22 protein-coding genes are annotated in these 26298 nt (G+C 45.8%); all 22 read left to right on the top strand.

Features of this window, described 5'->3' with window-relative positions; all coding sequences use genetic code 11:
- The first annotated feature begins 63 nt into the window (after positions 1–63).
- The gene (locus C1T21_RS08000; RefSeq protein WP_023988210.1) at positions 64–831 is read left to right on the top strand and encodes an undecaprenyl pyrophosphate synthase; all 768 of its coding nucleotides are present in this window, start codon (positions 64–66) and stop codon (positions 829–831) included.
- 17 nt (positions 832–848) lie between these two features.
- Positions 849–1640 (top strand): phosphatidate cytidylyltransferase, encoded by a 792-nt coding sequence (locus tag C1T21_RS07995; protein ID WP_103047863.1) that lies wholly within the window; start codon positions 849–851, stop codon positions 1638–1640.
- A gap of 145 nt (positions 1641–1785) precedes the next feature.
- The gene (locus C1T21_RS07990) at positions 1786–2925 is read left to right on the top strand and encodes a 1-deoxy-D-xylulose-5-phosphate reductoisomerase (protein ID WP_103047862.1); all 1140 of its coding nucleotides are present in this window, start codon (positions 1786–1788) and stop codon (positions 2923–2925) included.
- A gap of 106 nt (positions 2926–3031) precedes the next feature.
- A complete protein-coding gene (gene rseP, locus C1T21_RS07985; RefSeq protein WP_103047861.1) occupies positions 3032–4303 on the top strand; it encodes an RIP metalloprotease RseP in 1272 nt (423 codons plus the stop codon).
- Between the two features lie 51 nt (positions 4304–4354).
- Entirely contained in the window at positions 4355–5803 is a 1449-nt protein-coding gene (proS, locus tag C1T21_RS07980; RefSeq protein ID WP_103047860.1) for a proline--tRNA ligase, read from the top strand.
- Between the two features lie 202 nt (positions 5804–6005).
- Entirely contained in the window at positions 6006–10322 is a 4317-nt protein-coding gene (locus C1T21_RS07975; RefSeq protein WP_103047859.1) for a PolC-type DNA polymerase III, read from the top strand.
- 312 nt (positions 10323–10634) lie between these two features.
- Entirely contained in the window at positions 10635–11096 is a 462-nt protein-coding gene (gene rimP, locus C1T21_RS07970) for a ribosome maturation factor RimP (protein ID WP_014281118.1), read from the top strand.
- A 101-nt stretch (positions 11097–11197) separates the two neighbouring features.
- Positions 11198–12295 (top strand): transcription termination factor NusA, encoded by a 1098-nt coding sequence (gene nusA, locus C1T21_RS07965; protein WP_013309927.1) that lies wholly within the window; start codon positions 11198–11200, stop codon positions 12293–12295.
- Between the two features lie 23 nt (positions 12296–12318).
- Positions 12319–12627 (top strand): RNase P modulator RnpM, encoded by a 309-nt coding sequence (rnpM, locus tag C1T21_RS07960; protein WP_007430067.1) that lies wholly within the window; start codon positions 12319–12321, stop codon positions 12625–12627.
- Positions 12620–12943: a L7Ae/L30e/S12e/Gadd45 family ribosomal protein gene (locus C1T21_RS07955; RefSeq protein WP_025720915.1), complete on the top strand. Its 324-nt coding sequence runs from the start codon at positions 12620–12622 to the stop codon at positions 12941–12943. The genes rnpM and C1T21_RS07955 overlap by 8 nt, the downstream gene beginning before the upstream one ends.
- Positions 12936–15491: a translation initiation factor IF-2 gene (gene infB, locus C1T21_RS07950; RefSeq protein WP_103047858.1), complete on the top strand. Its 2556-nt coding sequence runs from the start codon at positions 12936–12938 to the stop codon at positions 15489–15491. Before C1T21_RS07955 ends, infB begins: the two co-directional genes overlap by 8 nt.
- Before the next feature lie 20 nt (positions 15492–15511).
- The gene (rbfA, locus tag C1T21_RS07945; protein ID WP_010346342.1) at positions 15512–15862 is read left to right on the top strand and encodes a 30S ribosome-binding factor RbfA; all 351 of its coding nucleotides are present in this window, start codon (positions 15512–15514) and stop codon (positions 15860–15862) included.
- A 51-nt stretch (positions 15863–15913) separates the two neighbouring features.
- Positions 15914–16891 (top strand): DHH family phosphoesterase, encoded by a 978-nt coding sequence (locus tag C1T21_RS07940; protein ID WP_103047857.1) that lies wholly within the window; start codon positions 15914–15916, stop codon positions 16889–16891.
- Positions 16888–17823 carry a tRNA pseudouridine(55) synthase TruB gene (truB, locus tag C1T21_RS07935; RefSeq protein ID WP_103047856.1) on the top strand — a complete coding sequence of 312 codons (936 nt, stop codon included), beginning with the start codon at positions 16888–16890 and terminating at the stop codon, positions 17821–17823. The genes C1T21_RS07940 and truB overlap by 4 nt, the downstream gene beginning before the upstream one ends.
- A 58-nt stretch (positions 17824–17881) precedes the next feature.
- On the top strand, positions 17882–18820 hold the full coding sequence (locus C1T21_RS07930; protein WP_103047855.1) for a bifunctional riboflavin kinase/FAD synthetase: 939 nt from the start codon (positions 17882–17884) through the stop codon (positions 18818–18820).
- Between the two features lie 132 nt (positions 18821–18952).
- Positions 18953–19222 carry a 30S ribosomal protein S15 gene (rpsO, locus tag C1T21_RS07925; protein WP_007430074.1) on the top strand — a complete coding sequence of 90 codons (270 nt, stop codon included), beginning with the start codon at positions 18953–18955 and terminating at the stop codon, positions 19220–19222.
- 214 nt (positions 19223–19436) lie between these two features.
- Positions 19437–21539: a polyribonucleotide nucleotidyltransferase gene (gene pnp, locus C1T21_RS07920; protein ID WP_103047854.1), complete on the top strand. Its 2103-nt coding sequence runs from the start codon at positions 19437–19439 to the stop codon at positions 21537–21539.
- Between the two features lie 230 nt (positions 21540–21769).
- The gene (locus C1T21_RS07915) at positions 21770–22774 is read left to right on the top strand and encodes a polysaccharide deacetylase family protein (RefSeq protein WP_180984566.1); all 1005 of its coding nucleotides are present in this window, start codon (positions 21770–21772) and stop codon (positions 22772–22774) included.
- Between the two features lie 66 nt (positions 22775–22840).
- The gene (locus tag C1T21_RS07910) at positions 22841–24106 is read left to right on the top strand and encodes a M16 family metallopeptidase (RefSeq protein ID WP_103047853.1); all 1266 of its coding nucleotides are present in this window, start codon (positions 22841–22843) and stop codon (positions 24104–24106) included.
- A complete protein-coding gene (gene dut / locus C1T21_RS07905) occupies positions 24084–24530 on the top strand; it encodes a dUTP diphosphatase (RefSeq protein ID WP_013309936.1) in 447 nt (148 codons plus the stop codon). Before C1T21_RS07910 ends, dut begins: the two co-directional genes overlap by 23 nt.
- Before the next feature lie 185 nt (positions 24531–24715).
- Positions 24716–25615, top strand: coding sequence for a dipicolinate synthase subunit DpsA (gene dpsA / locus C1T21_RS07900; RefSeq protein WP_103047852.1), 900 nt, complete (start codon positions 24716–24718; stop codon positions 25613–25615).
- On the top strand, positions 25612–26205 hold the full coding sequence (locus C1T21_RS07895) for a dipicolinate synthase subunit B (RefSeq protein ID WP_029517031.1): 594 nt from the start codon (positions 25612–25614) through the stop codon (positions 26203–26205). Before dpsA ends, C1T21_RS07895 begins: the two co-directional genes overlap by 4 nt.
- The last annotated feature ends 93 nt before the right edge of the window (positions 26206–26298 follow it).

The following is a 26298-nucleotide window of genomic DNA, read 5'->3' as shown; positions in this document are numbered from 1 at the left end:
ACGGTGGGGTTTGTCTCTTTTCAAGCCTGAGGCACATTTTCAGAGAATGCTGGAGGAACTGGAATGATCAAACGGGTTCGGTCTTGGTGGAACGGGGAACAAAAACAGCAAACACCGGCCATTTCAAAAGACAATATTCCGCAGCATGTTGCTGTCATCATGGATGGGAACGGCAGATGGGCCAAACGGATTGGAATGCCGCGGATTGTAGGGCACCAAAATGGAATGAAGGCAGTGAAACGCACAGCAATTGCGGCGGATGAACTGGGTATTAAGTATTTGACTTTGTTTGCATTTTCAACTGAAAATTGGACGCGTCCAAAGGACGAAGTTGATTTTCTAATGCGCTTACCGCAGGAATTTCTGGCTATTGAGCTAGATGAGCTGATTGAAAAAAATGTGCAAGTGCGTATGATGGGAAATAAGGAACATTTACCTTCCCATACCGTTGAGGCGCTGACTGAAGCGACTCGACGAACTGAAAATAATACCGGACTTGTTCTTAATTTTGCATTGAATTATGGAAGTCGGTTGGAAATCACAGAATGCATGCAAACATTGGGCCGTCAAATTGCGGATGGGAAGCTTAAAACGGAAGATATAACATCTGAGCTGATCGGTAATACGTTGCTTTCTAGTGGTATGCCAGACCCTGATTTACTGATTCGAACAAGCGGTGAGCTTAGACTTAGTAATTTTATGCTCTGGCAGCTTGCCTACAGTGAGTTGTGGTTTACTGATATTTATTGGCCTGAGTTTAAGAAAGAACACTTATACGAAGCAGTGATCGAATATCAGCAAAGAACACGGCGGTATGGCGGACTGAAGTAAATGGAGGATGAAAGCCGTTGAGACAGAGATTAATTACCGGTATTCTGGCAGGCATATTCTTTTTGGCGATGGTCCTGTGGGGCGGCTTGGCCTACCATTTGCTTATATTGGCGATGGCCCTAATCGGATTTTATGAGTTCGCACGAATGACGCAGGTATCTCCTTTTGGAGGTACAGCAATACTTGGATACGTAAGCATATTAGCTTTTGTATTCCCGTATGAACCTTTTGGTTTGCACTCACCCTTACCCTTTGCCAGTATGCTTTGGCTGGTAATGATAGCTTTTATGATCATCACGGTAGGAACAAAAAATAAAATCCCGATTCAAACGGTAGCTATATTATTTCTTGGTACCGTTTATATAGGGTTTGGATTTTCGTATATTGCGGAATCACGTCATATGGAACATGGACTGTTATGGACATTTTTATTATTGGCTTGTATTTGGGCAAGTGATGCAGGGGCATATTTTGTAGGCAAAATGGCAGGAAAGACGAAATTATGGCCTGCGATCAGTCCGAACAAAACGGTCGAAGGATCTATTGGTGGCATCGTTTTAGCGTTGGTTATAGCTTTGGTATTCGCTGGATTTTCAGGTGGACTGCTGCCATGGGACAAAGCCATAGGCATCGGTTTGTCATGTGCAGTTGTGGGACAACTGGGTGATTTGGTACAATCTGCATACAAACGAGTGTACGGCATCAAAGATTCCGGTAATCTGCTGCCAGGGCACGGTGGTATACTAGACCGCTGCGACAGCTGGATTGTCGTTTTTCCATTTGTACATATGCTGATGCTGCTTCCATGAGTCTATTGATTACAGTTTATGCTCAGGCTAATCTCTATGCTGCTCACTCTGCGCTGCTAGAAGGTTGGAACCAGTAGCATAGCTGCCTGAATAACAATCAATGAGCTCCTGGATAAAAGTGATTTTCAGGATAGGAAGGTGCATCATGAAAAGAATTACGGTACTTGGTTCAACCGGATCTATTGGAACTCAAACGCTGGATGTAGTGTCCATGCACCCGGATCAGTTTACTATTGAGGCTTTAGCAGGTGGTTCTAATATAAAGTTACTTGCTGAGCAGGCGCATCTTTATAAACCCAAAAAAGTGTCTGTGGGTACTCGGCAGTTGGCGGATGAAATTCGTCCTTTACTGCCTTCGGGAATGGAACTGTATTGGGGAAATGAAGGACTCGTTGAGCTTGCTGCGAATACAGAGGCGGATATGGTTGTGACGGCTGTAATGGGCAGTGTCGGATTGCACTCCACGCTGGCCGCGATTGAGGCTGGAAAACAGATCGGTTTGGCCAATAAGGAAACACTGGTTACTGCTGGTCATCTGGTCACAGCGCGGGCTCGGGCGAAAGGAGTGCCGTTGCTGCCGATTGACAGTGAGCATTCAGCTATTTTCCAATGCTTGAATGGTGAGCGTATGAAAGATGTGGCACATATTACTCTCACAGCATCAGGGGGGTCTTTTCGAGATTTGACAAGAGAACAGTTGCGTGAAGTTACAGTGGAAGATGCACTCAAGCATCCCAATTGGTCAATGGGGGCCAAAATTACAATTGATTCAGCAACGATGGTAAACAAGGGGCTGGAAGTCATTGAGGCGCATTGGCTATTCGGACTTGATTATGAGCAGATTCATGTGTTGCTTCATCCGGAAAGCATTATTCATTCCTATGTTGAGTTTCAGGATACAAGCATTGTTGCTCAACTTGGGAATCCGGACATGAGAGTACCCATTCAATATGCATTGACTTATCCTGAGCGTATGAAGTCCCCGGCGAAGCCGTTGTCACTGGCTGAAGTGGGCAGACTCCATTTTAAGGAAATGGATTATAATCGTTTTCCTTGTTTAAGGCTTGCCTTCGAATGTGGTAAAATGGGTGGTACAGCACCGACCGCATTTAATGCAGCTAATGAGATTGCTGTTGCCCGTTTCCTGCGTGGAGAAATTTCTTTTCTGCATATTGAAGCTATTATTGAACGTGTGCTGGAGCGGCATGTCAATGTGGCTAATCCTGATCTGTCTGCAATTGAAGCATGTGACGGAGAGACTCGTAGCATAGCTGAGGGGTTGTAGGCTAATGTTGGGTTAGAAACGAAATGTGATTCTCTTGTGCGGGATCGGAGAATAATGATAATCTAGGAAGACAAACTCGATCTCATTGAAAGGGGAACGGAAACGATTGGAAACGATTCAAATAGTGTTGATGACGGTGCTCATGTTTTTCGTCATAGTGACGGTGCATGAATGGGGGCATTATTATTTTGCCAAGCGCGCCGGGATTCTGGTACGGGAGTTTGCGATCGGTTTCGGTCCGAAACTGTTTTCTTATAAAAGAAACGAGACGCGATTTACGTTGCGTTTGTTGCCGTTCGGTGGCTTTGCCCGCATGGCGGGAGAGGATCCGGAGGTCAATGAAATTGAGACCGGACAAACGATTGCTGTACGTGTAACGGATGACGTCGTGAAGACCATCTATCTGGATCAACTGGATAATCGCAAGAATGTGGTGCGCGGCGAAGTGTTGGATATTGATCTGGAACAGTCGCTAACTTTAAAATTGGATGTAGATGGCGAAGATCAGCGATACACTGTACACCCGCAAGCGATGATGGTAACCAAAGGTCAATCCATTCAGATTGCACCCAAGGATCGGCAGTATGGGAGTAAAACAGTAGGACAGCGTGCGATGGCTATTTTTGCTGGACCACTGATGAATTTTATTCTTGCCTTTATTTTGTTTGGTCTGCATATTCAGATGGTCGGCATACAAGTGGACAACCCGACTTATGTCCAAATTAGTGAAATTACAGCAGGTATGCCTGCTGCTGAAGCTGATTTGCATAAGGGAGATATCATCGAATCGGTGAATGGAATAGCCATTGGTGCGAATGTTGAAAACATGATCAAACTGATTGCGGATTCTCAAGACAAGCCTATGAAGTGGACGGTTCGCCGTGATAATAAGACCTTTGATCTTACTATTACACCTCGTGCAATGGAAGGACAAAAGGGTGGCAAGGTGGGCATTGTGCCTGAACTTCCAAAACGCCAAGCAGGTGTGGGTGAAACGTTCAAATTTGCCGGACAATCCATGGTCAGAACGACCGATATTATTTTCCAAGGATTTAGCCAGCTCATTCAACGATTTTCTATCAATGACTTGGGAGGCCCGGTACGTACTTTTGAAGTGACGGGGCAAATTGCCAAGCAGGGGATTGAGCAGTTGACGTATTGGACTGCCATAATGAGTCTTTACCTGGGGATATTTAATTTACTGCCTATTCCGGCGCTGGATGGAAGCAGACTTGTTTTCCTTGGTGTGGAGGCGGTAAGAGGGCGTCCCGTCGATCCGAGCAGGGAAGGAATGGTCCATTTCGTTGGTTTTGCTATGCTATTCCTGCTTATGATTGCGGTCACGTATAACGATATTTTACGCTTAATTAATGGTTAATTAGAGACGGACTTATATAAAAACGGTCTGTATGGGAGGACATGCATTTCTATGTCGAACGATAAACAGTTTGTCGAGGAAATTACGCCGCAGAGCGAAGATTTTTCCCGATGGTATATTGATGTTATTAAAAAAGCAGAACTGATGGATTATTCCCCTGTTCGCGGATGTATTGTATTCCGCCCCGATGGTTTTGAAATCTGGGAGCATATCAAGGAAGCCATGGATGTGCGCTTCAGAGAAACAGGTCACCGTAATGCCTATTTTCCAATGTTCATTCCAGAAAGCTTTTTTCAAAAGGAAAAAGAGCATGTTGAAGGGTTTAATCCTGAACTGCCTTGGGTAACCGAGGCTGGCGGGGAAAAGCTGGAAGAGCGTCTTGCAATTCGTCCGACTTCGGAAACCATGATTGGTCATATGTACTCCAAATGGATTCAATCCTATCGTGATCTGCCTGTGCTTATTAACCAATGGGCTAATGTAGTACGTTGGGAAAAACGCACGCTGCCTTTCTTGCGCACAAGTGAATTTTTGTGGCAAGAAGGTCACACGGCCCATGAAACAGAAGAAGAAGCACGTGAAGAAACGATGAAAATGCTGGAAGTATACCGTGAGGTTATTGAGGAAGTTCTGGCTATTCCGGTTATTACTGGACAGAAAACACCTTCTGAAAAGTTTGCAGGTGCGAAGGATACATTTTCACTGGAAGCGATGATGAAGGATGGACGGGCGGTACAAGCTGGGACCTCCCACTATATGGGAACTAATTTTGCCGTTGCATTTGACATTAAATATTTGAGTCGTGAAAACAACCTGGAATTCGCGCATACGACTTCATGGGGAACAAGTACACGTTTGATCGGTGCACTGATTATGGTCCATGGAGATGACCGTGGTCTGGCATTGCCTCCTAAAGTTGCGCCTACGCAGGTTATTATGGTTCCAATTGGACCACCTAAGAAGCGTGATGCCGTTATCGCTCGTGCAGATGAACTATTTGCTGAGTTGAAACAAGCGGGAGTGCGTGTTAAAATGGACGACCGCAGCGATGTAAGTCCAGGCTGGAAATTTAATGAATATGAAATGCGCGGTGTGCCGGTTCGTCTGGAAATCGGGCCTCGTGATATGGAAAACGGTGTCTGTGTGCTCGTATCTCGCATCAGCGGTGAGAAAAAAATCGTGCAGCAGGATAATCTGGTTGAGGAAGTACACGCGATGCTCGCACAGGTACAGCAGGAGATGTTTGATCGTGCGAAAAACTTCATGGAAGAAAACTTCTATTCCGTCGATACGCTGGATGAAATGAAGACTCTCATGGAAGAAAAACGCGGCTTTACTTTGGCAGGCTGGTGCGGATCTGAAGAATGTGAAGACAAAGTTAAAGAAGTGACAGGTGCTACAAGCCGTAATATACCGTTTAAAACAACCGAGCAAAAGTCCACATGTTTGTGCTGTGGCAAACCTGCCAAGCATACAGTAGTGTTCGCACGGGCGTACTAATATAGAAGTAGGACAATACCACTATACTCACTTCATTCTCTTTGCTGACATGGTAGCTGTTACGGGACAATGTTCCGAAGGATCTATGTCGTTGTGATAAGGATTGAAGAGGGCTATGAAAAGCTTTTGCGGTCGGAGATGTTTTTGACGCAGAAGCTTTTCATGTTTTCAGAATGGTAGATTTAAAATTGGGGGGAGAGCCATGGGCGGAGCTGAAGAAAAGAGAAAGCGGCTGGAACTGCTGATGAAGCAAGTTGGGATGCCGGCTGGAGTGGTTGAACCTTATTTTTTGGACGGTTGGATTGATCAAGTGGAGATTAGCCGTACCAATAAGGATTGGAATATCACTATTGCCAAGGAGACACTGGTCCCCGCTCAGGTGTATCGTACGTTCTGTATTCAAGTACAGGAAAAAATGAGTCACATCGCAAAAATTACGTTCCGTTTTCAGTATAGTGAGCAGATTCAGCCGGGTGATATCATTAGTGAATACTGGAAACTTTTTCTAGAGTGGGTACATCGTGAGATTCCATCTGTTAACGGTTGGTTGAATCGGGCTGTGCATGAGTGGGAAGACGGTCTATTATTGCTAACGATGAGCGACAGTATGTCATTGGAACTGGCGCGTAAAAAGCAGATAGATCAAGCTATCATCAAATTTTACAATAAATATTTCGGGCTCTCTATGCGCATTAAAGTCCAGGTGGGTGAAAGTAACCAGGAGGCATTACAGCAATTCCAAGAGAAGAAGATGCAGGAAGAACGCGAAGTTATTCAGCAGATGATGGAAAGTATGGAATCCGAAATGCCGCCTTTGGATGAAGAAGAAGGAGACGTACGGCTTCAATTTGGTTATGACATCAAAGAACCAGCTGTTCCGATGCAAGATATTCAGGACGAAGAAAAGAAAGTCACCTTACAAGGGACAATCTTCGGTTTGGATAGTAAAGAATTGCGCAATGGCAGTACGTTGTTTACGTATTATTTGACCGACTTTAGTGATTCCCTGCAAATGAAAATGTTTGCTAAAACTAAAGAAGATCTGAAGATCCTCAGTTTGTTGGCTAACGGGAAATGGGTCAAAGTGCGGGGGCGAGTTGAATATGATCGTTTTATGCAAATTCCCGAGCTGGTTATGATTCCTTCCGATCTAGTTGAAGTACAGGCTCCACCCACACGTAAGGATAAGGCAGAGGAAAAACGGGTTGAGTTCCATCTACACACAAAGATGAGTGCAATGGATGCTGTCGCCTCAATTGATCAATACGTCAAAACAGCCGCCAAATGGGGGCACAAAGCGATTGCGGTCACCGATCACGGTGGTGTGCAATGCTATCCTGATGCAGCAAAAGCAGCAAAGAAAAACGGAATTAAAATGATCTACGGTATTGAGGCAAACGTGGTTAATGATGCCGTTGAGGTTGTAATGCAGGCACAACCATTAAATTTGAAAACAGCGACTTATGTCGTTTTTGATATTGAAACCACTGGTTTATCGGTTACACAGAATAAAATTATTGAGATTGCGGCTGTAAAAATGCATGATGGCAAAGAAGTTGATCGTTATGCTACCTTTGTCAATCCGCATGAGCGTATACCATACAATATCCAGCAACTGACCAACATTAACGATGAAATGGTCAAGGATGCTCCGGATGTAGAACCTGTTATGAAGGAGTTTGTAGCTTTTGCTGGCGATGCTGTATTGGTTGCCCATAATGCGCGATTTGATGTCGGGTTTATCCAGGCCACCCTTCGAAATATGGGGTTGCCTGAAATGACCAATCCGGTACTGGATACGCTAGAATTGGCTCGTTTACTGTTTCCAACAATGAAAAACCACCGTCTGAATACGCTGACGACCAAATATAAAGTTGCGCTCGAAAGCCATCACCGAGCCATTGACGATACAGTCGCACTGACTGAAGTGCTAAATGGCTTGCTGAATGATGCGGAACAAATTAAGGGTTTAAAAATGCTCGATCGTCTGAATGATTATGTGGGTAAGGATTTATCGACCGTTCGTCCTTTTCACTGTTGTATTTATGCCCTCAATCCGATTGGTAAAAAAAATCTGTACAAACTGGTTTCGATGTCTCATACCGAATATTTCAAACGTGTGCCTTGTATTCCTAAATCAAAATTGTCAGAAATGAGAGACGGATTGCTTATTATTTCTGGCTGCGAAAAAGGAGAGTTCTTCGAGGCTGTGTTGAATAAGTCTGAGGAAGAAGCCGAGGAAATTGCACAGTTTTATGATGTGTTGGAGATTCAACCTTTGACGATGTATATGCATCTAGTGGAAAAGCAATTGGTAAGCGGGCCTGATGCTCTGAAAACGGCGATACGCAAAGTATGCGAAATTGGACGGCGACTTGATAAGCCCGTAATTGCCACAGGCAATGTTCACTATTTGGAAACTCGAGATAAGCTGTACCGTGACATTACGATACACGGCATTACGGGATTTAGCCCGCTAAAAGATATTCGCAAGCCAGATGCGCATTTACGCACCACAGACGAAATGCTGGCAGAATTCGAATTTTTGGGCGAGGAGAAAGCCTATGAAGTCGTTGTGAAGAATACCAGTGAGCTGGCGGATCGGTTTGAGGAGCTGGAGCTGTTCCCTGACAAGCTATTTACACCTTTGCTGGATGGGGCGGACGAGGAAATCCGCAACACTTGCTACGAGACAGCTAAATCCATCTATGGTGAGGAATTGCCCGAAGTGGTCGTAGCCCGCCTTGAAAAAGAACTGGAGCCGATTATTAAATATGGTTTCTCTGCCAACTATCTCATTTCCGAGCGTTTGGTTAAAAAGTCTAATAAGGATGGATATCTGGTAGGTTCACGGGGTTCTGTTGGATCTTCTGTGGTCGCTACCTTTCTCGGTATTTCCGAGGTTAATCCACTGCCTGCACATTATATTTGCGGTAATCCTGAATGCAGACATAGCGAGTGGATTTTGGACGGTAGTGTGCCGAGCGGATTTGACTTGCCGGACAAAAACTGTCCGAAATGCGGTGGCAAACTGAAGGGTGAGGGACAGGATATTCCGTTTGAAACGTTTCTTGGATTTAAGGGAGATAAAGTTCCCGATATTGACTTGAACTTCTCTGGCGAATATCAGCCTGTCGCACATAACTATACGAAAGTACTGTTTGGTGAGAAAAGTGTATTCCGTGCTGGAACCATCGGTACAGTTGCCGAGAAAACAGCCTTTGGCTTTGCAAAGAAATATGAAGAGGCGCATCATAAAAAATGGCGTGGGGCTGAATTGAACAGGCTGGCTTCGGGCTGTACAGGGGTCAAACGTAGTACCGGGCAACATCCAGGCGGAATTGTCGTTGTTCCCGATTATATTGAGGTCGAGGATATTACGCCGGTACAGTACCCCGCCGATGATACAAGCTCGGAATGGAAAACAACGCATTTTGATTATCACGCTTTTGATGCGAATCTACTCAAACTCGATATTCTGGGTCATGATGATCCGACCATGATGAGGATGCTTCAGGATTTGACTGGTGTCGATCCTACGACCATTCCAATGAATGATCCTAAGGTGATGAGCATGTTCAACTCCACGGAGGCGCTCGGTGTAACACCCCAGCAAATCCGCACGCCTGTAGCTACCTATGGTGTACCAGAGATGGGGACGAAGTTTGTACGCCAAATGCTAGTAGAGTCGCAGCCAAGTTCTTTTGCCGATTTACTGCAAATATCCGGATTGTCTCACGGCACGGGCGTATGGTTGGGGAACGCACAGGAACTGATTAAGAATAATACCTGTAACATCAAGACTGTAATTGGTTGCCGTGATGACATCATGCTGTTTTTGATTTACAAGGCAGGCATGGACGCAGGTCTGGCCTTTAAAATTACGGAGAGCGTACGTAAAGGTAAGGGGCTTAGTGCTGAATGGATTGAGGAAATGAAAAAATGCAAGGTGCCGCAGTGGTACATTGATTCCTGTCTGAAAATCCAGTACATGTTTCCGAAGGCGCATGCTGCAGCCTATGTTATTTCAGCAGTGCGCACAGCGTACTTTAAGCTGTATCATCCGATTGAATATTATGCGACTTACTTTTCAGTACGTGCAGCCGATTTTGATATTGAGCTGTGCTGTCAGGGATATGATGCAATCGCACGGAAGATTGTCGAAATCGAGCAACTCGGCTTTCAGGCACCTCCCAAAGAAAAAGGGATGCTTCCAATCCTGGAAATGGCTCTGGAAATGACGGCTCGCGGGTTTAGTTTTAAATCCATTGATTTGTATCGTTCCGAAGCTACACGCTTCAAGGTGGATGGAGATTCACTCATTCCGCCATTCGGAGCTCTTCAGGGAATTGGAGACAATGCAGCACGTAACATCGCCGCCTCCCGTGAACATGGTGAATTTTTGTCTGTCGAGGATTTTCAACAAAAATCGAAGGCTAGTAAAACTATTGTCGAAATGCTGTCCCAGATGGGTTGCTTTCGAGGTCTGCCAGAGAGTAATCAGCTGTCTCTGTTTTAATCCGAACCACAGTAGTCAAGCTCTGGCACTTGTCACATAACTATGGTTATGTTATAATTTTTTTGGTAATCATGGAGATAAAACCGTTGCTAAAAGAGTGGGGAAACCCACTCTTTACTGTTTGATATACAGTTACAACGTGAAAAGGTTATTTTTGGGCACGAAACCGGTACGCCGGTTTATTTGCAGTGAGCCCGAAATGAACATTACATCAAATGAAAATGAAAAAGCCGGTGATGGAGAAGCATTGTCCATGGTAATAGGGCGTCTTTTTTTCACCACAGGAAAGTTCACTTTTGGAGGTTATAATCTTTGAGCACACCAAAGATCAAATCAGTAGTAGAAGAAATGGCCCAACCTTACCTCGATGAGCATGGTTTTGAACTGGTCGATGTCGAGTATGTCAAAGAGGGCAGCAATTGGTTTCTTCGCGTTTTTGTGGACAAAGACGGAGGAATTGATCTGGACGACTGCAGTATGATCAGTGAATATCTGGGTCAAAAGTTGGATGAAAATGACCCTGTTTCTACAGCATATTTTCTGGAAGTGTCTTCACCAGGCGCCGAAAGGCCGCTGAAAAAAGCGGAGGACGTTACTAAAGCGGTAGGCAAAAACGTATTCGTTACTACATACGAGCCGATCAACGGCCTGAAGGAATTTGAAGGTCGTTTGCTTTCTTTTGAAGACGGGGAACTCACCGTTCAAAGCGGACAAAAGAAGCATGCCATACCTTATGACAAGGTAGCTGGTGCAAGGCTCGCGATCATATTTTAATTCAGATTTGACTGTTGCTGTTTGACATGTACTACATGTTTTTTTGCCTCGTGTGCCGACCAGTACGCAGGTGCATCATTTGAAAGGGGGAGCAGTAATCCATGAGTATGGATTTTATTGAAGCAATGAACGAGTTGGAAAGAGAAAAGGGGATCAGCAAGGATGTGCTGTTTGAGGCCATTGAAGCAGCCTTGATTTCCAGTTACAAACGGAATTTCAACACCGCACAAAACGTGCGTGTTGATATGAACCGCAACTCGGGAGTCATTAAGGTATATGCCCGCAAGTTGATCGTTGAGGAGGTATTGGATCCTCGCACCGAGATTTCGTTGCCTGCGGCTCGTGAGATTAACCCGCATTTTCAGTTGGAGGATATCGCTGAAATCGAAGTCACACCACGTGATTTTGGACGGATTGCTGCACAAACTGCGAAGCAAGTCGTGACCCAGCGTATCCGCGAAGCGGAACGGGGACTGATCTACAACAAGTTTGTGGACAAGGAAGAAGATATTGTAACAGGAACTGTACAGCGCCAAGACCCGCGTAACATTTATATTGATCTTGGTAAGGTGGAAGCGGTTCTCCCGTTAGGTGAATTGATGCCTAATGAGAAATTTAGCCATCTGGATCGAATCAAGGCTTATATTACCAAAGTAGAAAACACAACCAAAGGACCGCAAATTATGCTGTCCCGATCACATCCGGGTCTGCTTAAGCGTTTGTTCGAACTCGAAGTGCCTGAAATTTTTGATGGTGTTGTAGAGATTCGTTCCGTAGCGCGTGAAGCAGGCTTCCGTTCTAAAATCGCGGTTCATTCCCGTAACGCCGAGGTTGATCCGGTTGGCTCTTGTGTGGGTCCTAGAGGAACACGTGTACAGACCATTGTAAATGAGCTACGTGGCGAAAAAATCGACATTGTACGTTATTCCGATAATGTTGATGAATACGTGGCTAATGCGCTGAGTCCATCCAAGGTGCTCGAAGTGCAAGTATTTGAAGAAGAGAAAATGGCGCGTGTTATTGTGCCTGATTATCAGCTTTCTCTTGCTATTGGTATCAAAGGGCAAAATGCTCGTCTTGCTGCTAAGCTTACGGGCTGGAAAATTGATATTAAGAGTGAAACGCAGGCGGAGGAAGAACTCGGCAGACCGAGAACATCCACCGATGAAATGCATCAGGATTCCGTTTCTGTAGATTAAGCGGAGTGTAGGGGGGTTAATGCATGAAACAGAGAAAGATACCTTTGCGCAAATGTGTGGCCTGTCATGAAATGATGCCAAAGAAGCAGTTGATCCGTGTCGTCAAAACCCCTGAAGACGAAGTGTTGATTGACTTGACTGGCAAAAAGTCGGGACGCGGCGCTTACTTGTGCGGCAAAGCCGCCTGCTTCAAGCTGGCTCAAAAGAGCAAGGCACTGGATCGAGCCTTGAAGCACTCGGTTCATCCTGATATCTATGAGCAGCTAAGTCGTGATTTTGCTGCCGTCGAGGAAGAATTCCTGGCGGCACAAGGCAGCGTGCAGGATGAATAAGGCGCTGTCTGGATTGGGTCTTGCCATGAGAGCTGGCAAGCTGCTAACAGGTGATGAGATCGTTTTTAAAGCGATCAGGTCTTCAGAAGCCAAGCTGGTCATTCTTGCGAAAGATGCTTCAATGAATACTCAAAAGAAATTCCGCGACAAATGCGGGACGTACAAAATCCCCTTATTGATAGGATTTGACCGGGAAAGCTTGGGAAGCAGTATCGGCAAACCTGAAAGGGTTGTGCTGGCTGTGACGGATCAAGGATTCGCGAAATTGATCAAGAAACATGCGGGGATAATGTCGGAGGTGGAGTATATTGAGTAAACAAGAAAGCAAAGACAAAGTGCGGGTATACGAATACGCCAAATCGTTGAACATGAGCAGCAAAGAAATTATCACCATTCTTAAACGGCTGGATATTCCCGTGAACAACCATATGAGCGTCATGGAACATGATGCCGTAGGTAAAGTGGAAAGTTTTTTTAAGAATATTAAATCCAATGCTGCGGCCAAGCAAGGCGGAGCAGGTACGGCGCAAGTAAGCTCGAATCAGGCCGGTTCAAGCCAGAATAGTAATCATTCAACTGAGCAAACCAAAAATCAACAGGAAAAGCAGGTAAGTATGAATAGGACAAACAACAACCAAAACAGTAACCGAAGCAGCGCTCCAAAAGCGCAAAGCAGTCAGCAGGGCGGTCAAAACCGCAGTCAACAAAGTACTAGCAGACCCACTGGTCAGCAAAGTACACAAAACCGCAGTAATGGTCAACAACAGGGAGGACAACAGCGTCCCGGCGGTAACACAGGTTCGCGTCCTCAAGGTAACCAAAGCACTAACTCACGCCCTCAGGGAAGTAGTCAGGGTGGTACGGCTGTAAGAACATCATCATCCACAGGTAGCAACAATGCGAACCGTAGTGGTGGCAACCGTACAGGTAGTAACTCCAACAACGGTGGTAACCGTTCCGGTCAAGGACGTTTTGACGATAACCGTCAAGGCGGCGGACGTGGTGGTAACGGTGGTCGTGGAGGCAATAATCGCGGCGGCAGCAATCGTGGCGGGAAATTTAACAATCGTGGTAAAGGTCAACAACAGGAGCGTCGCGAGAAAATCGACAACACGCCTAAGAAAATTATTGTGCGTGGTGAGATGACCGTAGGCGAAACAGCCAAGCTTCTTCATAAGGATGCGTCAGAAGTCATCAAAAAACTGATTATGCTCGGAACGATGGCGACCATTAACCAGGAGCTGGATATGGATACCATCCTCTTGCTTGCCGGAGACTTTGGTGTCGAGGTAGAAGTGAAAATTCCGGTCGAAGAAGATCGTTTTGAAACCGTGGAAGAAAATGATGATCCTGCGGATCTGAAAACACGTCCACCGGTTGTAACGATTATGGGTCACGTCGATCATGGTAAAACAACTTTGCTGGATGCCATTCGCTCGACTAATGTAACTGGTGGCGAAGCTGGCGGTATTACACAGCATATTGGTGCATACCAAGTTGAAATTAACAGCAAAAAAATCACTTTCCTGGATACACCGGGTCACGAAGCCTTTACCGCTATGCGTGCACGTGGTGCTCAAGTGACAGATATGACGATTATCGTGGTTGCAGCTGACGACGGTGTTATGCCACAGACGGTCGAAGCTATTAACCATGCGAAGGCAGCAGGTCTGCCAATTATCGTAGCTGTGAACAAGATCGATAAACCGGATGCCAACCCGGATAAAGTGAAGCAAGAACTCACTGAATATGAATTGGTACCTGAAGAGTGGGGCGGCGATACGATTTTCGTCAACGTTTCCGCGAAACAAAGAATGGGTCTGGAAGACCTGCTCGAAATGATTCTGCTCGTAGCTGAAGTGAACGAGTACAAAGCGAACCCGAACAAACGGGCACGTGGTACCATCATCGAGGCAGAACTGGATAAAGGCCGCGGTTCTGTAGCCCGTATCCTCGTTCAGAACGGTACACTGAAAGTCGGCGATGCTTTCGTAGCGGGTAACTGCTTCGGACGTGTGCGTGCCATGGTCAACGATAAAGGTCGTCGTCTTAAGGAAGCAGGTCCTTCCACTCCAGTTGAAATTACTGGTTTGACAGAGGTTCCACTTGCTGGCGATCCATTCATGGTGTTTGAGGATGAGCGCAAAGCTCGTGCTATTGCTGACAGACGTGCGATCACGCAACGCCAATCTGATCTGGGCAGTAATACTCGCGTAACACTGGATGACCTGTTCCAACACATCAAGGATGGCGAAATGAAGGATCTGAACGTCATTATTAAAGGTGACGTACAAGGTTCCGTCGAAGCGTTGAAAGGTTCCTTGAACAAGATTGAAGTCGAAGGTGTGCGCGTTAAAATTCTTCACAGTGGTGCAGGAGCAATCACCGAATCCGATATTATTTTGGCAGCAGCTTCCAATGCTATTGTCATTGGTTTTAATGTTCGTCCGGATAACCAGGCGAAATCTACAGCGGAAGCTGAAAAAGTGGATATTCGTTTACACCGTGTCATTTACAATGTCATTGAAGAAATAGAGCAAGCCATGAAGGGCATGCTGGATCCTGAATATAAAGAAAATGTGATTGGGCATGCTGAAGTACGTAACGTATTCAAAGTTACTAAAGTCGGTACGATCGCTGGTTGTATGGTGACATCCGGTAAAATTACCCGTTCAGCAGAAGCACGCCTGATTCGTGATGGCATCGTCATTTTTGAAGGTAAAATCGACTCACTGAAACGCTTTAAGGACGACGCAAAAGAAGTTGCCCAAGGTTACGAATGCGGTATTACCCTTGATGGCTATAATGATGTCAAGGAACTCGACATTATTGAAGCGTTCGTCATGGAAACAGTGGAGCGCTAACGGCAGAGAGGTGAGCATCCATGGCTAAAATACGTACAGGTCGGGTTGGCGAGCAGATCAAGAAGGAGCTAAGCCAACTCATACAAACTGAATTAAAAGACCCCCGCATCGGTTTTATCACGGTAACGGGTGTCGATCTTACAAATGATTTGTCCCAAGCGAAAATATACTTGAGCGTGCTCGGGGATGAAGAACAAAAAAATTCTTCCCTGAAGGCATTGGACAAAGCGAACGGTTATCTTCGTTCTGAACTCGGCAAACGGATACGGCTGCGCCATATTCCTGAGTTGATTTTCAAAATTGACGAATCTATTGCTTACGGCAGTCGAATTGAAAAACTGCTGAGTGATATCGACAAGGATGAAAAATAAAACTTTTAGTTTGTCTGAAGGAACCATGAACTGAATGTAAAGGAGAAGGCAATGCATACCTATGAACAGGCGCTTCAACAAGCGAAGGAATTTATTCTGGAGCATGATGATTACCTGATCGTATCGCATGTACAGCCGGACGGAGACGCAGTCAGCTCCACCGTAACGGTGGGCTGGCTTCTCTCATGTCTGGGGAAGAAATTTACCATGCTGAATGAGGGACCTATTCCGAAGCGTATGGATTTTTTATGGCATGCCGATGAGATTATGGATATGAGCCAGCAACCGCCAGAACGTAAATACAACCGGATCATTTGTGTAGATTGTGCGGATTACCGTCGTGTTGGTTTGACAGAGCAGTTTTTTACGGAAGATGCCATTATCCTGAATATTGATCATCATCCTACGAATGATGCTTATGGTACGGTTAATGTGATTAAGTCGGATGCTGCGGCAACAGCGGAAATTCTTTTTGATCTACTGGAAGAATTTGCAGTAACCTGGGACGTTGAAGTAGCAACGGCTGTATATACAGGGTTGCTGACGGATACAGGAGGCTTCCGCTACTCCAACACTTCACCGAAAGTGATGTCTACGGTATCACAGTTACTTGCTTACGGTGTAGATGGTCCATCTTTGTCCGAGAAATTGCTTGAGGAAATGACCTTTCCCCAAATGAAGGTGCTGACAAAAGCATTGCAAACGCTCACGATGTCGGAGGATGGTAAAGTCGCTTGGGTCGTTGTAACACCTGACGATATGACGGAATGTGGCTCTGTAAATGAGGACTTGGAAGGCATTGTGAATTATCCAAGAAATATTCGTGGGGTTGAAGTAGGCATTTTCTTTAAAGTTATTAATGATCAAGCGGTCAAGGCCAGCTTGAGATCGGCAGGGAATGTTGATGTAGCTGCGCTGGCTCAATCATTTGGGGGCGGTGGACATGTGCGTGCGGCTGGCTGCCGGCTAGAGGGTAAGCTGGAAGATATCATTGAGACAGTTGTAGGGCGGGTGAAGTCTGAGCTATGAACCCGATGAAGAAGGAACAGGCAACTTGGGAAGGCGTTCTACCTCTCTATAAACCTGCTGGATTTACCTCTCATGATGTGGTGGCCAAGGCTCGCCGTTTATTGGGTATGAAGCGAATCGGACACACCGGAACGCTTGATCCGCAGGTAACCGGTGTGCTGCCCTTGTGTCTGGGACGTGCTACCCGAGTGGTGGAATACATGCAGGAGCGGCCCAAGGAATACCGGGCTACATTGCGATTAGGTATTGCCACTGATACCGAAGACCTGACTGGGACAATCACGGAAGAGAGTGAACGTCCAGTAGAGGTGACGGAAGTGGAAGCCAAAGCGGTTCTGGAGCGTTTTGTCGGTACAATTTCCCAGGTGCCACCAATGTACTCTGCGCTCAAAGTAGATGGAAAACGTCTATACGAGCTGGCCCGAGAAGGCAAAACCGTGGAACGTAAAAGCCGTGAAGTAAACATTTATGAGCTGGAAATGACAGGATTCACGGAGACGGGATCGTATGTGGATATATCCTTCCGTGCCTTATGTTCCAAAGGCACGTATATCCGTACACTATGTGTTGATATTGGCCGTGAATTGGGATATCCTTCAACGATGGTTAAGCTGGAGCGAACTATGTCTGCGGGAATTCCTGCGGAACGTTGCCTGACGTTCGAAGAGATAGAACGCTTCGTAGCGGATGGCAGTCTTGGAGAGCGACTTATTGCAACCGATCAGGCGATTGACTATATGCCTGAGCATATAGTGGCTGAAGCCAAGGTAGCTGCGGCTCTACAAGGCCAACGCCTATCGCTGAATATGATTTCACCACCTGTGACGGACAGCCAGCCCTTCCGATTGTATAAAGAGGATAAAACGTTTTTAGGCATATATGGGCGGGATGAATCAGGTGCGATCGCCCCAATTAAAGTTTTTTTACCTTGAATTGTGCTATAATTTTGACGAAGTTAGTCAAATGATGTGAAATGCAGGTGAATTAATAATGATTACCGTATCGTTATCTTATCCATTGAGTGATGAGCTTTTGCAGCAGTGGGGACGTCCACAGGTCACGGCGATCGGTCAGTTCGATGGTCTTCATCTGGGACACGCAAGCGTGATACGCAAGGCCGTTGCGTTGGCTCGTGAACAGAAAGTGCCGGTATCTGTCATGACATTTCACCCTCACCCGAAGGAAGTCATGAAAAAAGGCGATTATGAAGGCTATTTAACACCGCTTGCGGACAAGCAGACTATTCTGGCCGATATGGGTGTGGACGTACTTTATATTTTGAGTTTTAATGAAAAATTTTCCAAGGTTAGCCCTGAGGCGTTCATGACTGACGTGCTGCTTCCATTGCAAATTCGAACGGCGGTAGTAGGCTTTGATTTTCGGTTTGGCCACCGGGGAGCCGGGCATGAGGATACACTTCGGAAGCTGGGAGGAGAGCTGATGTCGGTGCACACCGTACCACCGTTCGAACTGGATGGGGACAAGGTGAGCAGCTCTGGCATTCGCCGTGCTTTACAGACCGGGGATCTAGCACATGCCTCTCGCTGGTTGGGACGTCCTTATCGTATCCAGGGTACTGTAATGGATGGAGAGAAGCGCGGACGTACGATCGGTTTTCCGACCGCTAATCTCAAACTGGATGATACTTACGTGATTCCGACCAAGGGTGTATACGCTGTACGGGCACTCATAGGCGATCATTGGATAAACGGTGTAATGAATGTAGGGGTTAAGCCTACTTTTCATGAAGGTGTGCTGAACCCGTCGTTTGAGGTACATTTATTTGATTTTAATCAGCAAATTTATGGAGAGTCTGTGCTTGTGGAGCTTCACCACTACATCCGCCCTGAACGCAAATTCTCTTCGGTGGATGAGCTGATCAGCCAAATTGGCAATGACGCACAAACGGCTAAAAAGCTGTTAGGCTAATTTATTTACATAAGACAGGCGCTGTGTTATACTGACTTATGTTGTGTAAACAACGATGAACCTTAGCTTGGTTGTCCGCTTTCACCGGCGGCTACGAGGCTAATGGCGATTATAATGAAGGAGGTGAACAGGATGGCATTGACTCAAGAGCGTAAACAGCAATTGATCGAGGAGTACAAAACTCATGAATCCGATACAGGATCACCAGAGGTACAAATCGCTATCCTTACTGAAAACATCGTCAACTTGCAAAGTCACTTTCGTTCGCACAAGAAAGACCATCACTCCCGCCGCGGGTTGTTGAAAATGGTCGGTCAGCGTCGTAAACTTTTGGCTTACCTGAAGAAGACTGATGTTAAACGTTACAGTGCGTTGATCGAGCGTCTCGGACTGCGTCGTTAATTTTCAGACATGTAATGAGAAAAGAAGCCTGGTTGTTCACCGCTTGTCCCTGCTAAGGCGACGGCGGACAGCAGCCGGGTTCTTTTTTGAAATGAGGAATCTTTTTTTGAATTACATATCCTGATTTGTCTGCTAGCTTCTTATGAATAAGACCTGCGCAGGAAATACTGGATATGTATAGAACTTTTACAATGAAATGAAATGGAGGGATACCATGGAGCAACGCGTAGAAATGCAGCTCGGCGGAAGAAAGCTGGTGTTGGAAACAGGACGTCTTGCGAAACAAGCCAATGCGGCAGTTAAAGTGAGCTACGGAGAAACAGTTGTGCTTTGTACCGTCACCGCTTCCCGTGAGCCGAAAGATTTGGACTTTTTTCCTCTGACCGTAAACTATGAGGAAAGATTGTATGCTGTGGGGAAAATTCCTGGCGGATTTATTAAACGTGAAGGACGTCCGAGTCAAAAAGCGATTTTGTCCAGCCGTTTGACAGACCGTCCAATTCGCCCATTGTTCCCGGAAGGTTTCCGGAATGATGTACAGGTGTTGAACCTGGTTATGAGTGTCGATCAGGATTGTGAACCTGAAATTGCAGCAATGATCGGAACCTCGGCAGCACTTAGCATTTCGGATGTACCTTTTAATGGGCCAATTGGTGGAGTCGCTGTAGGACGGGTAGACGGGCAATTTGTGATTAACCCGGATATTGCACAGCAGAATGCAAGCGATCTGTACCTGGTTGTAGCCGGAACGAAAGATGCCATCATGATGGTAGAAGCCGAGGGCAATGAGATTCCAGAGGAAGTTATGCTGGAAGCTATTATGTTCGGTCATGATGAGATTAAGAACATTGTGGCAGTCATTGAACAATTGGTGCAAGTAGCAGGTAAAGAGAAAATGCAGGTTAAACTGCATGCTGTTGATGAAAAAGTGAACAGTGAAGTACGTGCTTATGCAGCTGAACGTTTAATGGAAGCTGTTAAAATTGCAGAAAAACATGCCCGTCAAGAGGCGATTGATGCAGTCAACGAAGAGACAGTTGCCCATTTTGAAGCACAATACATAGAGACACCTGAGCTTTTGAGCGACGTGAGCGAAGTTCTCTATGATATCGTTAAGGAAGAAGTACGTCGTCTGATTACGCATGATAAAGTGCGTCCTGATGGTCGTAAGCTTGACGAAATTCGTCCGATTGAAAGCGACACTAGCATTTTGCCGCGTACTCATGGTTCGGGCTTATTTACACGTGGTCAAACGCAAGCGCTTAGCATTTGTACACTTGGTGCATTGGGTGATGTACAAATTTTGGACGGTATTGATCTGGAAGAAACAAAACGCTTCATGCATCATTACAATTTCCCGCCATTCAGCGTAGGTGAGGCTCGTCCTTTGCGTGCGCCAGGTCGTCGTGAAATCGGACATGGTGCTCTTGGTGAACGTGCGCTTTCCAAAGTAATTCCTTCTGAAACTGAATTTCCATACACCATCCGTCTGGTTTCCGAGGTACTGGAATCGAATGGTTCGACTTCACAAGCTAGTATTTGTGCAAGTACACTGGCTATGATGGATGCAGGTGTACCGATTAAAGCTCCGGTTGCAGGTGTAGCCATGGGATTGATCAAGGATGGAGAGCATGTTTCCGTATTGACTGATATCCAAGGTATGGAAGATCACCTGGGCGATATGGACTTTAAAGTTGCTGGTACAGCGGAAGGCGTAACTGCCATTCAAATGGATATTAAAATTAATGGTATTGACCGCCAGATTTTACAGGATGCGCTCAAGCAAGCTAAAGAAGGACGCTTGTTCATTCTTAGCAAAATGATGGAAGCGATCCAGAAGCCGCGTGAGCAGTTGTCTCCGTATGCTCCAAAAATTATGACGATGCACATTAACCCGGACAAAATCCGTGATGTTATTGGGGCTGGTGGTAAAATCATCAACAAAATCATCGAAGAAACCGGCGTGAAAATCGATATTGAACAAGATGGTCGTGTGTTCATCGCTTCCACAAATCAAGAGATGAATGAAAAAGCACGTTCCATTATTGAGGGTATCGTAAAGGAAGTCGTGGTCGGTGAGATTTACATCGGTACAGTAAAACGGATTGAGAAATTCGGTGCATTTGTTGAAATTTTACCGGGCAAAGATGGTCTGGTTCATATTTCTCAACTGTCTACTGAGCGTGTAGCCAAAGTTGAAGATGTAATTGCTATTGGGGATACAATTACGGTGAAAGTAACCGAAATTGATCAACAAGGTCGTGTCAATCTGTCCCGTAAGGCTGTTCTGACTGCAGAAGCACCTGCAAAATCCTAGGTATCTGCATGTTGCAGACTAGAAAGGCAGGAGTAGCTTTTCGTATTAACAGTACAAGGGATTTGAATAGCATTGTTTAAGCTTTTGGAAAGAGGCAGAGCTACGTTTCTGGCTCTTTTTTCATACATATGCACAAGCTGCACCTAAGTGAGCTTCTAGAGCTTGCTACGTCATAGTTCTTGTCCTCGCCGCATACAATGTGGACAAACGGGCGGGGGGATGAAGGAATTATGAGTAGGGCAAAACGAGCAGTGTGGGTGGTAGCCAGTTTAGCCATCACACTCGTAATCGGGCAGTTTAGTGGGGTTCGTGACTACGCTAGTCAATTACGCAATGGAGACGTTACAGGGGTTAAAGAGCCAGAGGCTGTAACCACGATGGCGATAGCAGCTTTGCCCGACAATGCGCTTATGCAGCGACTAAGAACAGAAGCAGCACGTCAGCGGCGGGAACCAGTTGATGCCAAGATCGACAGGGTATGGAAGGCTATTCCAGGCTATAACGGACTGGAGGTAGATTTGGATGCTACCTATCGCAAAGCGATTGCATCTCCGGATCGACCCATTCAATATGTATATCGGCAATTGGCACCTAAAATACATTTAAATCAGCTTGGTAATGTTCCAATTTACAGGGGGAATCCCGAAAAGCCGATGGTATCTTTCATGATCAATGTAGCATGGGGGAATGAATTTATCTTGCCGATATTGAACACGCTGGATCAGGAAAAGGTCAAGGCTACATTTTTTCTTGATGGAAGTTGGTTGAAAAAAAATCCTGATCTCGCCAAGGAGATTCAAAAAAGAGGGCATGAGCTTTCGAACCATGCATACTCTCATCCGAATATGAGCCGTCTGAGTCGGACCAGAGCCACACAAGAAATTGAAAAGACTCAAGTGCTTCTTCAAGAAACTTTGGGTATCAAAAATAACTGGTTTGCCCCTCCATCGGGTGATTTTAATCAGCAAACGGTGGATATAGCAGCAGAACGTGGGCTCAAAACAGTGTTGTGGACATTGGACACTGTAGATTGGAAACATCCGTCACCGGAATCGGTAATTAACAAAATCAGTAGTAAGGTTGAATCAGGCTCCCTGATATTAATGCACCCAACAGATTCTTCAGCGGCTGCTCTCAAAGGCATGATTCATGCCATTCGTAGTAAGGGACTTGTGCTCGGAACTGTCAGTCAGACACTTTCCCCTGATCGGCAACTACCTGCTCCGGTTGAGTGAACGGCTTTTTTCTGTTAGGATTGAACATTATGGCTAAGTATGCAATTCAGTTTAGGAGGGCCAATCGTGGAAAGAATTCAACTCAAAAACGGCCTAAGAGTGGTCATTGAAAAAATTCCAACCGTGCGTTCAGTTTCTTTCGGTATCTGGGTTAAAACGGGCTCCCGGAATGAAACGCTGGACAATAGCGGTATTTCTCATTTTATCGAACACATGCTTTTCAAAGGAACAGAGCGTTTTAACGCTAAGGAAATCGCTGAGCAATTCGATGCCATCGGAGGCAATGTTAATGCTTTCACTTCGAAGGAATATACATGCTATTATGCCAAAGTGTTGGATGAGCATCTACCGATCGCAGTTGATGTGCTGTCTGATATGTTTTTTAATTCCAAACTAGATCAGGAAGAGTTGGCAAAAGAGAAGAATGTGATTTTGGAGGAAATCTCCATGTACGAGGATACACCGGATGATATGGTGCATGATCTTGTATCTCGCGCGGCCTATGGTGAACATCCACTGGCTTATCCGATTCTCGGAACCGAAGATCACCTGCTTGCTATGGATAGCTCACACCTCAGTCATTATATGAAGGAGCATTATACAATCGACAATACAGTTATCAGTGTGGCTGGTAATGTTGACGATCGCTTGGTAGAATTGTTGGAGCGACATTTTGGACATTTTGATAATCATGGAACCGTTTCGCCGCTGACAGTACCTGTGTTTAACGGCGAGCTGTTGTATCATGAGAAAGCAACGGAGCAAAATCATATTTGTTTATCCCTGCCTGGATTTGCAGTGGGTGACGAGCTCCAGTATGCTATGGTTTTGCTGAATAACGCGATCGGCGGTGGCATGAGTTCGCGTTTATTTCAAGAAATTCGGGAAAAGCGTGGGCTGGCTTATTCGGTCTATTCCTATCATAGCTCCCATGCGGACAGTGGGTTGTTCACGATCTATGCAGGTACGGCTCCTAAGCAAACAAAGGACGTGCTGGATTTGACGCTGGAGCTTTTACGAGATGTGGCTGTCAACGGTTTGGACGCTAATGAGCTTCGTAAAGGCAAGGAGCAATTAAAAGGAAGTTTGATTTTAAGCCTTGAAAGTACAGGTAGCCGGATGAATCGGCTTGGAAAAAATGAATTAATGCTTGGTCAGCATTATACGCTGGATCAAATGATCGAACATATCGAGCAAGTGACGGCAAATGATGTGAACAAAGTGCTGGATCGGATGTTCTCGGAGCCGTTTGCCCTGTCGATGGTGGGAGCGAGTGATTCAGCGGTAAAGGATATGAGGAGGGACTATTTTGCTAACTTACGTGGAAATTAACAGACTTGCGGGCAATGAAGATATTGAGCTGCCCCGCAAAATGTCAGAGCTTGCATCAGGGTTTGACTTGTATGCAGCAGTACAGGAAAATCTGGTACTGGAACCCGGCAAACGTTGCCTCGTTCCAACTGGATTTGCAATAGCTATGCCAGCGGGATTGGAGGCACAAATCCGTCCGCGGAGTGGACTGGCTCTTAAGCATGGTATTACTTGTCTCAATACACCGGGAACGATTGATGCGGATTATCGTGGGGAGATTAAGGTACTTCTTATTAATTTGGGCGAGGAATCGTTTACGATTACGCGCAATGAGCGAATTGCGCAAATGGTATTTCAGGTTGTACCTGAGGTAGAGTTGAAACAAGTAGACCAATTATCTGAAACAGTGCGTGGTGCTGGAGGCTTTGGACATACAGGACGCTGAGGCTATGGTTGGTTTGCAATGTACGAATGTCTATTTTGTAAAAGCTTCAAATTTACTTGCTTAGGAGTAAGCATGCAAATAAAGGTCGCCTCATAAAGGGGCGGCTTTTTTTTGTGTTTTTTCACCCCTCTCAGGGCACTCGCATAGACTAAAAGCATATCGTGTCTCGGAAAGGAGTGATCCGGATGCTAACAGGAATACGCGTCGTTGTTTTGGGAGGCGATGCGAGGCAGCTTGAGGTAATCCGCAAATGTGTGGACATGGATGCTACCGTCAGTGTGGTCGGTTTTGACAAGCTTGAAGTACCACTCAAAGGAGTGACACTAGAACCAATGTCTGTCAAGCTGCTGGAATCGTCAGACGCACTGATTTTGCCGGTGGTGGGATGCGATGAGGAAGGCAACGTAAATGCACTTTTCGGAGCACAGAAGCTCCAGTTTCTGAATGAACATGCTGCTGCTCTTCCACCGCATTGCGTTGTATATACAGGGATGGCGCGGACGTACTTAAAAGAAATTTGTACCAGACATGAGTTAAAGCTGGTAGAGCTGCTGGAGAGAGATGATGTGGCCATATACAACTCTATACCTACGGCCGAAGGCGCACTGATGATGGCCATTCAGCATACTGATTTTACGATTCACGGTGCAGATTGTATGGTTCTAGGCATGGGACGGACTGGATTTACCATGGCAAGGGCACTACAGGGGTTGGGAGCCAGAGTGAAGGTTGGAGTACGGCGGGCAGAGGATGCAGCGAGAGCCGTGGAAATGGGTTGGAAGCCTTTTATGACAAGGGATTTGGCGCATGAGACAAAGGGAGTTGACTTGATTTTTAATACGATACCCTCTATGATTATCACAGCGCAAATCCTGTCTAAATTGCCATTGAGCACCGTGATTATAGATCTTGCTTCCGCCCCGGGCGGATGTGATTTCCGTTATGCGGAAAAGCGTGGAATCAAGGCTATGCTTGCCCCTGGTCTTCCCGGTATTGTTGCTCCCAAAACTGCTGGTGCCATTATAGCGAATACGCTGGTGCAGTTGTTAATGGAAGATAATCCTGATCGGGGGGATGCACAATGAGTTGGCAAGGGAAAACAGTAGGTTATGCAATTACAGGCTCACATTGCACATTTGAAGAGGTAATGCCTGTTATACAGCGCTTTGTTGATGAGGGTGCGAAGGTCGTTCCTATTATATCCAATACAGTACTAACAACGGATACGCGCTTTGGTACTTCGCAAAGTTGGCAAAAACAGTTGAAAGATATAACAGGGAATGATATCATTTCTACAATTGTGGAGGCTGAGCCACTGGGTCCCTCCCAAATACTCGATGTGCTGGTGATTGCACCTTTGACGGGGAATTCGATGAGTAAGTTAGCGAATGCAATGACAGACAGTCCGGTTTTGATGGCTGCCAAGGCGCAATTGCGCAACGGTCGTCCACTTCTTTTAGCTATATCTACTAATGATGGACTGGGTCTAAATGCTGCCAATATCGCCAAATTACTCGTAGCCAAAAACATCTTTTTTGTGCCGTTCGGACAGGACAATCCAGTTAAAAAGCCGAACTCGCTTGTAGCTAACATGGAGTTGATTCCGGAGGCTGCTTATGAAGCATTGCAGGGCAAACAACTTCAGCCGATGATTGTGGAACGCAAGACCCCATGAAGTATTATAGTTAACTGCTGAGCATCCCTCGCCTAGAAAATGATTCGATATTGTATCGGGTCTAATTTCTTGTGGCGGTGGATGCTTTCAGAA

It is taken from the genome of Paenibacillus sp. F4 (genome assembly GCF_002894905.1).
Taxonomy (GTDB): domain Bacteria; phylum Bacillota; class Bacilli; order Paenibacillales; family Paenibacillaceae; genus Paenibacillus; species Paenibacillus polymyxa_B.
Note: the sequence above shows the minus strand (reverse complement) of the source record. Positions and strands in the feature narration are given on the sequence as shown.

What these genes read in the sequence shown, in the direction of transcription:
- C1T21_RS08000 (WP_023988210.1), top strand. Translation starts at nt 64, where the DNA reads ATGATCAAACGGGTTCGGTCTTGGTGGAACGGGGAACAAAAACAGCAA.
- C1T21_RS07990 (WP_103047862.1), top strand. Translation starts at nt 1,786, where the DNA reads ATGAAAAGAATTACGGTACTTGGTTCAACCGGATCTATTGGAACTCAA.
- proS (WP_103047860.1), top strand. Translation starts at nt 4,355, where the DNA reads ATGTCGAACGATAAACAGTTTGTCGAGGAAATTACGCCGCAGAGCGAA.
- C1T21_RS07975 (WP_103047859.1), top strand. Translation starts at nt 6,006, where the DNA reads ATGGGCGGAGCTGAAGAAAAGAGAAAGCGGCTGGAACTGCTGATGAAG.
- nusA (WP_013309927.1), top strand. Translation starts at nt 11,198, where the DNA reads ATGAGTATGGATTTTATTGAAGCAATGAACGAGTTGGAAAGAGAAAAG.
- rnpM (WP_007430067.1), top strand. Translation starts at nt 12,319, where the DNA reads ATGAAACAGAGAAAGATACCTTTGCGCAAATGTGTGGCCTGTCATGAA.
- C1T21_RS07955 (WP_025720915.1), top strand. Translation starts at nt 12,620, where the DNA reads ATGAATAAGGCGCTGTCTGGATTGGGTCTTGCCATGAGAGCTGGCAAG.
- rbfA (WP_010346342.1), top strand. Translation starts at nt 15,512, where the DNA reads ATGGCTAAAATACGTACAGGTCGGGTTGGCGAGCAGATCAAGAAGGAG.
- C1T21_RS07940 (WP_103047857.1), top strand. Translation starts at nt 15,914, where the DNA reads ATGCATACCTATGAACAGGCGCTTCAACAAGCGAAGGAATTTATTCTG.
- truB (WP_103047856.1), top strand. Translation starts at nt 16,888, where the DNA reads ATGAACCCGATGAAGAAGGAACAGGCAACTTGGGAAGGCGTTCTACCT.
- C1T21_RS07930 (WP_103047855.1), top strand. Translation starts at nt 17,882, where the DNA reads ATGATTACCGTATCGTTATCTTATCCATTGAGTGATGAGCTTTTGCAG.
- rpsO (WP_007430074.1), top strand. Translation starts at nt 18,953, where the DNA reads ATGGCATTGACTCAAGAGCGTAAACAGCAATTGATCGAGGAGTACAAA.
- pnp (WP_103047854.1), top strand. Translation starts at nt 19,437, where the DNA reads ATGGAGCAACGCGTAGAAATGCAGCTCGGCGGAAGAAAGCTGGTGTTG.
- C1T21_RS07915 (WP_180984566.1), top strand. Translation starts at nt 21,770, where the DNA reads ATGAGTAGGGCAAAACGAGCAGTGTGGGTGGTAGCCAGTTTAGCCATC.
- dpsA (WP_103047852.1), top strand. Translation starts at nt 24,716, where the DNA reads ATGCTAACAGGAATACGCGTCGTTGTTTTGGGAGGCGATGCGAGGCAG.
- C1T21_RS07895 (WP_029517031.1), top strand. Translation starts at nt 25,612, where the DNA reads ATGAGTTGGCAAGGGAAAACAGTAGGTTATGCAATTACAGGCTCACAT.